This window comes from Vibrio sp. FF266 (genome assembly GCF_041439695.1).
Classification (GTDB): domain Bacteria; phylum Pseudomonadota; class Gammaproteobacteria; order Enterobacterales; family Vibrionaceae; genus Vibrio; species Vibrio tasmaniensis_A.
Genome location: NZ_JBGOOO010000106.1, coordinates 1 through 1,515 on the forward strand (window position 1 = coordinate 1; position 1,515 = coordinate 1,515).

2 pseudogenes are annotated in these 1,515 nt (G+C 52.5%); both read left to right on the top strand.

What is annotated here, in order from left to right:
- A pseudogene (locus ACED59_RS24415) lies at positions 1–1,167 on the top strand (type IV secretion system protein TraC); the annotation flags it as partial.
- Positions 1,118–1,515: pseudogene (locus tag ACED59_RS24420) on the top strand (type-F conjugative transfer system protein TraW); the annotation flags it as partial. The pseudogenes ACED59_RS24415 and ACED59_RS24420, both read left to right, overlap by 50 nt.

The window sequence follows — 1,515 nt, forward strand, 5'->3', positions numbered from 1 at the left end:
GGCTCAGGCGCAGGGAAAAGCTTTCTGGTTCAAGAGATTGCCGAAACGGTTTACGCCATGGGCGGTAAAGTGTGGATCCTCGATAAAGGGGCCAGCTATAAAAAATTGACGCTCAGCCTTGGGGGGACGTACATGACGCACGCCAACATCTTCTTAAATCCCTTCACGCATTTAGGCGCCATGCAAAGTGCTGAGTTTGAGTTTGTGGATGATGACGGTAGACCGGTCGACCCCATGATGGAAGCGCTCGATAATATCACGGCGTTGTTTGCCACCATCGCGTCACCCTACGTCCCACTGACGGCGTTTCAACAAAGCGTCTTAGGCGATGCGATAGTGACGGCATGGGAGCGTAAAGGTAATCAAGCCTTGGTGGATGATGTCAGAGACGCCTTGATTGAGATTGCTGGAGAAGAAAGCGACCGACGCATCAAAGACATTGCGGTGCAACTGAAAAAGTTCTGCACCGACGGCATGTACAAAGATGTGTTCAACAAGCCCTCCATGCTCGACCCCAGTGTGGAAATCACCACGCTGGAGCTGGATGGGTTTCCGCCTGCTGTGCTCAGACCCGTGATTTTTGCGTTGATGGTGTCGATTAACCAGCAGATGTACCTGGCTGGCTCTCGCTCTACCCCAAAGCTGTGCATCATTGAAGAAGCCTGGAGCCTCCTCTCTGGGGCAAACGAGCAAGCGAGGGAGTTCATCAACACCGGTTATCGCACCGCCCGTAAGTTCGGCGGCGCTTTTTGTACAGTGACTCAAGGGATTGAAGACTTCTTTAGCAACGAGGAAGCCAAAGCCTGCTACAACAACTCCGATATCCACATCATTCTTCGTCAAGGGGAAGGGTTTGATGAGTATCTGATCCAAAACCCGGATGCCTTCTCACCGTTTGAGCAGCGCCTCATTAAAAGTTTCGCTCCGTCTGCCGAAGCGGGATACAGCAGTGCGCGCATCAAAGCGGGTGGCCATGTCACCTATCACCGCTTTTTCGCCTCTCCGGTGAAACGCGCCATGTTCTCAACCGAGCCTAAGGAGTTTGAGTATTGTGAAAATCTTTATAAACAAGGCCACTCACTGGAGCGCGCCATTGAGCAAACCTCCAGGCACTTTTATGGCAAAGACATTGACGCCTTTAATCAAGCCATTGGGGCGAGCGCTTAAATCCCCCCTTTTTCTTTTGGTCGCTGGACTGGCAACGACAAATGCCGCTGGAAAGAACTTGGGCCAAGTGGCCCCTATCTTCCCCATCGGTGAGATTGACATGCTGGAGTGGATTGACCAAAGACTGAAAGGGTTTGAGGCCAGTGGTCAATTAGCGGACATGCAAAACGAGTTCACGGAGCGCGCCAAGCAAAGCATTGAAAACCCACCGCCCGTTGCAGGCTTAACCACCACGATCAACCCCCGCACCTTTTACGTTGACCCAAGCATCACCCTCCCTAAAGACATTATCGCCCCCACTACAGGAGCCGTGATTGCCAAAGCGGGCACCAGAGTGAACCCCTTTGA